At 60.7% G+C, this 7,466-nt stretch carries 6 protein-coding genes and 1 pseudogene; 3 read left to right on the forward strand and 4 right to left on the reverse strand.

Features of this window, described 5'->3' with window-relative positions:
- Positions 1–138: 138 nt before the first annotated feature.
- Together C9413_RS05370 and uxaC are read right to left on the reverse strand one after the other, a co-directional pair.
- Positions 139–1,593, reverse strand: a complete 1,455-nt coding sequence (locus C9413_RS05370; protein ID WP_039843474.1) for a mannitol dehydrogenase family protein — start codon at positions 1,591–1,593, stop codon at positions 139–141.
- Positions 1,590–3,005, reverse strand: a complete 1,416-nt coding sequence (uxaC, locus tag C9413_RS05375) for a glucuronate isomerase (RefSeq protein ID WP_039843475.1) — start codon at positions 3,003–3,005, stop codon at positions 1,590–1,592. Before uxaC ends, C9413_RS05370 begins: the two co-directional genes overlap by 4 nt.
- A 168-nt stretch (positions 3,006–3,173) precedes the next feature.
- Here uxaC and C9413_RS05380 point away from each other — a divergent pair, with 168 nt between their 5' ends.
- Positions 3,174–3,383 carry a SlyX family protein gene (locus C9413_RS05380; protein WP_039843476.1) on the forward strand — a complete coding sequence of 70 codons (210 nt, stop codon included), beginning with the start codon at positions 3,174–3,176 and terminating at the stop codon, positions 3,381–3,383.
- A 41-nt stretch (positions 3,384–3,424) separates the two neighbouring features.
- On the opposite strand, the gene C9413_RS05385 is transcribed toward C9413_RS05380, so the two are convergent.
- Positions 3,425–4,906, reverse strand: coding sequence for an NAD-dependent succinate-semialdehyde dehydrogenase (locus C9413_RS05385; RefSeq protein ID WP_039843477.1), 1,482 nt, complete (start codon positions 4,904–4,906; stop codon positions 3,425–3,427).
- 21 nt (positions 4,907–4,927) lie between these two features.
- Positions 4,928–6,208, reverse strand: a complete 1,281-nt coding sequence (locus C9413_RS05390; protein ID WP_039843478.1) for a 4-aminobutyrate--2-oxoglutarate transaminase — start codon at positions 6,206–6,208, stop codon at positions 4,928–4,930.
- 206 nt (positions 6,209–6,414) lie between these two features.
- Here C9413_RS05390 and C9413_RS05395 point away from each other — a divergent pair, with 206 nt between their 5' ends.
- Positions 6,415–7,224 carry a MerR family transcriptional regulator gene (locus C9413_RS05395; RefSeq protein WP_039843479.1) on the forward strand — a complete coding sequence of 270 codons (810 nt, stop codon included), beginning with the start codon at positions 6,415–6,417 and terminating at the stop codon, positions 7,222–7,224.
- Positions 7,225–7,309: 85 nt separating this feature from the next.
- Positions 7,310–7,466 (forward strand): annotated as a pseudogene (locus C9413_RS05400) (ribonuclease D); the annotation flags it as partial.

Here is a 7,466-nt window from a genome sequence, read left to right on the forward strand (position 1 = left end):
CGGGCAAGCGCCCAACCTCTCTCCTCGTTCCTGTCCTTATGACAGGAGTCCAGCCACGCCACCGTGAATCACCCGATTAAGAGCCCGAGCGCCCAGGACCTGGGCGCGGGTGGCGGCGGAGTAACGCGGCGCCTCCACTCAGATCAACGGCAGCCTGTTATCCTGGATCAGAATCTCCAGCTTGTTCGCCACGTCCTCGGTCCAGGCGGCGTTTTTCGCCAGTGCCGCTGGGAAGAGCCCGGGCAGGCCGAAAAGCGCCGCTGCTACCGCAGCGCCATTTCGCGGGACATCTGTAAGGAGATGTGCGATTTCACGAGCTCTGGGATCACGCAATTCGTAACTTTTGCCGTTCCGGTCGACGCCCAGCGCATAGCGCATCCAGGCGGCGACTGCGATTGCATAAGTCTCCGCCTTGCTGCCATGAACAAGCGCTTCCGTTGCCGGCTCCAGGAGACGTTGCGGCAGTTTCTGCGTCCCGTCCATGGCGATCTGATAGGTGCGGTGCGCGATCGCCTTATTTGCAAAGCGCGCTATGAGTTCTTCCGCATAGTGCTCGAGATTGATCCCTGGAACGGGATCGAGGGTCGCAGCTGCCGCGCTCATGTGGCGCCGCGCAAGCGCTGCCAATCCGGCATCTTCCATGACGTCGCGGATGTATTCATAGCCACCTATATATCCGAGATAGGCGAGCAGGGAATGCGCCCCGTTCAGCATGCGAAGCTTCATCTTCTCGTAGGCCGAGACCTCCTCGACCATCAGCACGCCAGCCTTCTCCCAAGCCGGGCGGCTATTGGCGAAATGGTCTTCGATCACCCATTGCGTGAAGGGCTCGGTCTCGATTGCCGCGAGATCCTGCCGCCCCGTCAGGCGTTCGGCATCGGCATAGGTAACGTCGGTACTGGCCGGGGTGATGCGATCCACCATCGTGGAGGGAAAGGGTACGGTCTGCTCGATCCAGTCGTGCAACGAAGGATCGACGCGACTCGCGAATTCGAGAACCAGGCGCTTGAGGACTGCGCCGTTGCTCGGCAGGTTATCGCAACTCAGCGGCGTGAAGGGCGCAATACCCTTTTTACGCCGACGGGCCAGCCCTTCGACAAGATAGCCGACAACGCCGCGCGGCGCATGCGGATGGATAAGGTCGGTGGCGATGTCGGGATGGTTGAGATCGAGGCCGCCAGTAAGGGTATGCAGACCATAGGCCTTCTCGGTCACCGTCAGGCTGACGATGCGGATTGCCGGATCTTCCAGGCGGCCAAGCAGCCCTGCTGGGTCACGCGTTGCGACATGCGCCTTCAGGATCGGGCCGATCACCTGCGCTGTCGTCCCCGACGTATCGCGGATGAGCATCGTATAGAGGCCGTTCTGCTCGTTCAGATGATCGGCGACATCGGCGGTGCGCAGGCTTGCGACTTCAATGCCCCAGTCGCCGCCGGCGGCCGCAAGTGCCGCATCTGTAAAGGGTGCAAAATGCGCGCGGAAAAAGGCACCCGGGCCGAGATGCACGATGCCGCTTTTCAGCCTGCTTCGGTCATAGGCCGGAAGTTTTGCCGTCGGCGCAAGGCTCGTCAGGTTTTGCAGTCGCTCCGTCACAGCTTGTATGCCTTCTTCGCATTGTCATAGGAAAGTTCGCGCGCGACGATCTCGGCATCCTTCTTTGAAATCCGGTGCTCGGCTGCGAGCTGCGCCAGGAAGCGGCAGACCTCGCGGCGCCAGACGTCGTGGCGGGCGGGGATTGAAAGCAGTGCCCGCGTATCGTCGTTGAAGCCGGCGAGATTGGCAAAGCCGGCCGTTTCAACGACTTGGTCTAGATAGCGGCGAATGCCGTTCGGGCTATCATGGAACCACCAGGGCGGACCGATCATCAGGCACTCCCAGTGCCCGGCCATCGGTGCCAGTTCGCGGGCATAGGTCGTCTCGTCGAGTGTGAAGAGCAGAACCCTGAGACCGGACGCATGGCCGTATTTCGACAGCAGAGCGTTCAAGCCGCCGACCCAGTCCGTGCGTGTCGGAATGTCGGCGCCCATGTTCGGACCGCGCGTCTGGAAAAGGCCGCTGTCGGTGTTTCGGCGGGAGCCGGCATGAATTTGCATCACCATGCCGTCTTCGGCCGAGAGGCCGGCCATCTCCGTCATCATCAGGCCACGGAAAAGTTCGGCATCGGCCCCAGAAAGAGGACCTCTCAGGGCTTTGTCGAGCAGCGCCTGCTTGTCGGCAAGCGGGAGATCGGCGGTAAAGGCCGTCGGCACGCCGTGGTCCGTGGCCGTTGCGCCGAACTGGCGGAAATAGGCGCGGCGTTTGCGGTGCGCATCGACCATGCCATCCCACCGGGTAATGTCGGTGCCGGTGATTTCGCCGAATTGCAGGAGGTTGGCACGGAAACCGACGGCGTCCGGGTCGGTGACGCTGTCGGGCCGGTATGTGGTGCGCACGCGCCCGATCCATCCCTCAGCCGCCATCTTCTGGTGATGGGTCAGCGGGTCGAGCGCGCCTTCCGTCGTCGCAATCGTCTCGATACCGAAACGCTTGTGCAGCGCGCGCGGGCGGAATTCGGGCAGCGCCAATTGTGTGTTGATGTGGTCGTAAAGCTTATCGGCATTATCCGGGGTCAGCGGCTCTTCGCAGCCAAACACGGCCGACATCGCATGATCGACCCAGAGACTGGAAGGCGTACCCCGGAAAAGGTGATATTGTGCAGAAAATGCCCGCCAGATCGCCCGGCCCTCTGCGACCGGCTTGCCATCGAGCCGCGGCACGCCGAGATCGTCGAGCTTGACGCCGACACTGTGCAGCATGCGGAAAAGATAGTGATCGGGAATGACAAGCAGCGAAGCTGCATCCTCGAAAGGCCTGTCCTCGGCAAACCACGAAGGTTCGGTGTGCCCGTGCGGGCTTACAATCGGCAGATTGCGAACCGCTTCGTAAAGGTCGCGCGCGATGGTTCGCGTTGCCGGATCGGCCGGAAAGAGCCGGTCCGGATGAAGAAAGCCGTTTCCTACATCCATCAGATTTCCTCCCTGATGAGACAGGGCCTATCCCACCTGGGCAAGGACGGCAAGCCCTATTAGTAACTAAACGGTTCACTTTCGGAATCGTTTTTTGCGAGCCGCAAAAGCATTGACGCAAAGACTTATTTCCGCTTTGGAAAGGCAGGAATTGCCGGGAGGAAACCGATGTCCGACGAGACGGGTCGAATCACCAAACTTGAGGAAATGGTCGCCCATCAGGCAAAGACGATCGACGAGCTTTCCGATCAACTCGCGGAGCAATGGAAGGTAGTCGAGCAGATGCGCACCAAGCTCGACCGGCTGACGGAACGCTTTCTGTCCCTTGAGGAGCAATCCCTCGAAGCCCCGGCGATCACGCGTCCGCCGCACTATTGACTGTAAAAGGGCGCCGTCGACGGCGCCCTTTGACTTTCGGCTCAGAGATTGCCGATGCACAGGTATTTCATTTCGAGATAATCATCGACGCCATGGCGTGAACCTTCGCGGCCTTGCCCGGATTGCTTGACGCCGCCGAAGGGCGCCGTCTCGGTGGACATCAGGCCGGTATTGATACCGACCATGCCATATTCTAGCGCTTCGGCAACCTTCCAGACCTTCTTCAGATCGCCGGCGAAAAAATATGCGGCAAGGCCGAATTCTGTGTCGTTGGCCTGTTCGATCACCTCTTCAACAGTCTCGAAGCGGAAGAGTGGAGCAACAGGACCGAAAGTTTCTTCACGTGCGACCTTCATGCCGCGGGCAACGCCGGTCAATACCGTCGGCGTGAAGAAGGTGCCGGCGCCTTCGATGCGCTTGCCGCCGGTCAGAACCCTGGCGCCCTTGGAAAGCGCGTCGCTGACGTGATCTTCGACCTTCGCAAGGCCCTGCGCGTCGATCAGCGGGCCGATCGTGACGCCTGCCTCGAAGCCGTCGCCGACGGACATGGATTCGACCTTTGCTGCCAGCTTGGCCGCAAATGCGTCGTAGACGCCTGACTGGACGTAGAGCCGGTTGGCGCAAACGCAAGTCTGGCCGGCATTGCGGTATTTGGAGGCGATCGCGCCTTCGACGGCGGCATCGAGATCGGCATCGTCAAAGACGATGAAGGGTGCGTTACCGCCGAGCTCGAGGCTTACCTTCTTGATCTGGTCGGCGCACTGGCGCATCAGGATGCGGCCAACTTCCGTCGAACCGGTAAAGCTGATCTTGCGCACTTTGTCGTTGCTGCAAAGTTCCTTGCCGATCGCCGGACCGTCTTCGCCGACAATGACGTTGAAAACGCCAGCCGGAATGCCGGCCTGTTCGGCAAGAACCGCAAGCGCGATCGCCGAAAGCGGGGTCTGCTCGGCGGGTTTCGAAACAACCGTGCAGCCGACAGCCAGCGCCGGAGCGATCTTGCGGGTAATCATCGCTGCTGGGAAGTTCCAAGGCGTGATGGTGCCGACCACTCCGACCGGCTGTTTGATGACGATCATGCGCTTGTCGTTGGAAGGAGCGGGAATCGTTTCGCCGTAGATGCGCTTGGCTTCCTCCGCATACCATTCGATATAAGCGGCGGCATAAAGGATCTCGCCGCGCGCTTCAGGAAAGGGTTTGCCCATTTCCGCCGTCAGGATCGCCGCCAGCTCATCGGCGTTGGCAACCATCAGGTCGAACCACTTGCGCAGGATAGCGCTACGCTCCCTTGCAGGACGTGCTGCCCATGCAGGTTGCGCCGCATAGGCCGCGTCGATGGATTTGCGGGTGTCGGCAGCACCCATGTCCGGCAGCGAGGCGAGCACTTCGCCTGTGGCCGGGTTTAAAACGTCGAAGGTTTTCGTTGCTTCGCCCCTCGTCCATTCGCCGTTGATGTATCCGCAGTCGCGGAGGAACGGCGAGGAAAAGGGCACGTGCTTGGTCAGTGCAGTCGTGAATGACATGTCATTTACTCCGAAGGGCGGTTACTTGCCCGCACTTGCTTGAAGGATAGAGGCTTCGAGGATGTCGAGCGCTTCGACGAAGATATTGTCCTGGATGGTGATCGGGGCAAGGAAGCGAATGACGTTTCCGTGCACGCCGCAGGTCAAAAGAATGAGACCCTTATCCAGCGCGATCAGGCGGATCCTATTTGCGAAATCCGCGCTCGGCAGCTTTGTCGCCTTGTCGTTGAACTCGACGGCGTTCATGAAGCCCGGGCCGCGGATGTCGGCGATTTCCGGCACCTTGTCGCGCAGAGCTTCCAACCGTTGCTTCAGGTGGCCGCCGAGCTGGTTGGCTCGGTTGCAGAGATCCTCATCCTTGATGACGTCGAGCACGGCATGTGCCGCTGCGATGCCGAGGGGGTTGCCGCCATAGGTGCCGCCGAGACCGCCAGGGGCAGGTGCATCCATGACCTCCGCGCGACCGGTGACGGCAGCCAGCGGAAAGCCGCCGGCAAGGCTCTTTGCCATGGTCATCAGGTCGGGCGCGACCTCATGGTGGTCCATCGCAAACATCTTACCCGTGCGTGCAAAGCCCGTCTGCACTTCGTCGGCTATCAGTAGAATGCCGTGCTGGTCGCAGAGTTCGCGTAGCGCCTTCATGAATGCGACCGGCGCCGGATAGAAACCGCCTTCGCCCTGAACCGGTTCGATGATGATAGCGGCGACGCGCTGCGGATCGACATCGGCGGCAAAGAGCTTCTTCAGGGCGCAAAGCGACTGTTCAAGAGACACCCCATGCATCTCGACGGGGAACGGCACGTGGAAAACATCGCCCGGCATCGCGCCGAAGCCAACCTTGTAGGGCACGACCTTGCCGGTCAGCGCCATGCCCATGAAGGTGCGGCCATGGAAGCCGCCGCCAAAGGCGATGACGGCGGAGCGGCCGGTCGCAGCACGCGCTATTTTCACGGCGTTTTCGACGGCCTCGGCGCCCGTCGTCACGAAGATCGTCTTCTTGGCAAAGTTTCCGGGCGTCAGCGCGTTCAGACGTTCGGCGAGATGCACGTAGCTTTCATAAGGCACGACTTGATGGCAGGTATGGGTGAAGTGATCGAGTTGATCTTTTACCGCGGCGATCACTCGCGGATGGCGATGGCCCGTGTTGAGCACTGCGATACCGGCCGCGAAATCGATGTAGCGGCGTCCCTCCTTGTCCCAGATCTCGGCATTCTCCGCTCGGTCGGCATAGATCTGCGTGGTCATGCCAACGCCGCGCGAAATGGCGGCATTCTTCCGGTCCGTAAGGGTGATCGTGTTCATCGTGCGCTCGCGCTCCTGCGCCTGAGGTAGAGGAATTATCTTGCATAATTTCTGCAAGGCGTTTAGAAAACTCCTACATTTTTCCTGCAGGAAATCAAGCGGCATTTTTTGCTTCAAACATCACGCTTTTTGATGGATGCTCGCGCCAAAAGATTCTGACACGCATAATGCCTAAAACAAACACGGAATCAGGGATTTATTACTTGATGAACACCAACGGTCCGGTACGCTACAAGGTGGCCGAAGCGGCAAGGCTGGCAGGCATTTCCGCCTCCACGGCGCGCCTCTGGGAAAGCCAGGGCCTGCTCGTTCCCGGTCGCTCGGAAACAGGGCATCGGCAATACAGCGCCGAGGATGTCGCCCGTCTGAAGCGGATTTCGTGGTATCGCATCGAGCGCGGCCTTAATCCGGCTGCGATCCGCGAGGCGCTGGAAAGCGAGGACCCATCGGCCGAAAGCGCCGAAAGCAGCAGCACTTCCGACATCGGCCGCAGGCTTCGCAGTCTTCGCCATGCGGCGGGCAAGACGCTGGAGCAGGTGGCGAACGATATGGGCATCACCTCTTCGACCCTGTCGACGCTGGAGCGCACGTCGCAGGGCGTCAGCTTCAAGACGCTGCACGATCTCGCGGAATATTACGGCACCACAGTCTCGCGCCTTTCCGGCGAGGAGAGCGAAGACGTTACCGCAATCATCCGTTCCGGCGAATGGCGCACCTGGCCGCAGACGACGCCCGGCGTTACGGTGCAACTGCTGGCCGAAGGCCGACGCATGATGGATTGCCATCGTTTCGTGCTGGCACCGGGGGCTGCCAGCGAAGGCGCCTACCGGCATGAAGGCGAGGAATTCATGCATGTGCTTTCGGGTCGCCTCGAACTCGTTCTCGATTCCGACCAGTTCTTTGATCTCGGCCCGGGTGACTCGCTTTACTTCGAAAGCCGCCGCTATCATTCCTGGCGCAATCGTCACGATGGCGAGACCGTGCTCCTGTGGATCAATACACCACCGACATTCTAACGCTCGAAGAACGTTAAAGCGGTATCGCTACGGCTGCCTTTGCGCTATAGCGCGACGTGAGACATTGAAACGACAAGAGACAGCCATGGCCGCCACCATCCGTTACCACGAAGGCGATATTTCAGAGCCGGACGCCGCCCGTTATAGAGGCGCGATCGCGATCGATACGGAAACACTCGGCCTCGTGCCGCGCCGCGACCGGCTCTGCGTCGTGCAGCTTGCGCCCGGCGGCGGCACCGCCG

This window comes from Rhizobium sp. SEMIA 4085 (assembly GCF_013004495.1).
GTDB lineage: Bacteria > Pseudomonadota > Alphaproteobacteria > Rhizobiales > Rhizobiaceae > Rhizobium > Rhizobium gallicum.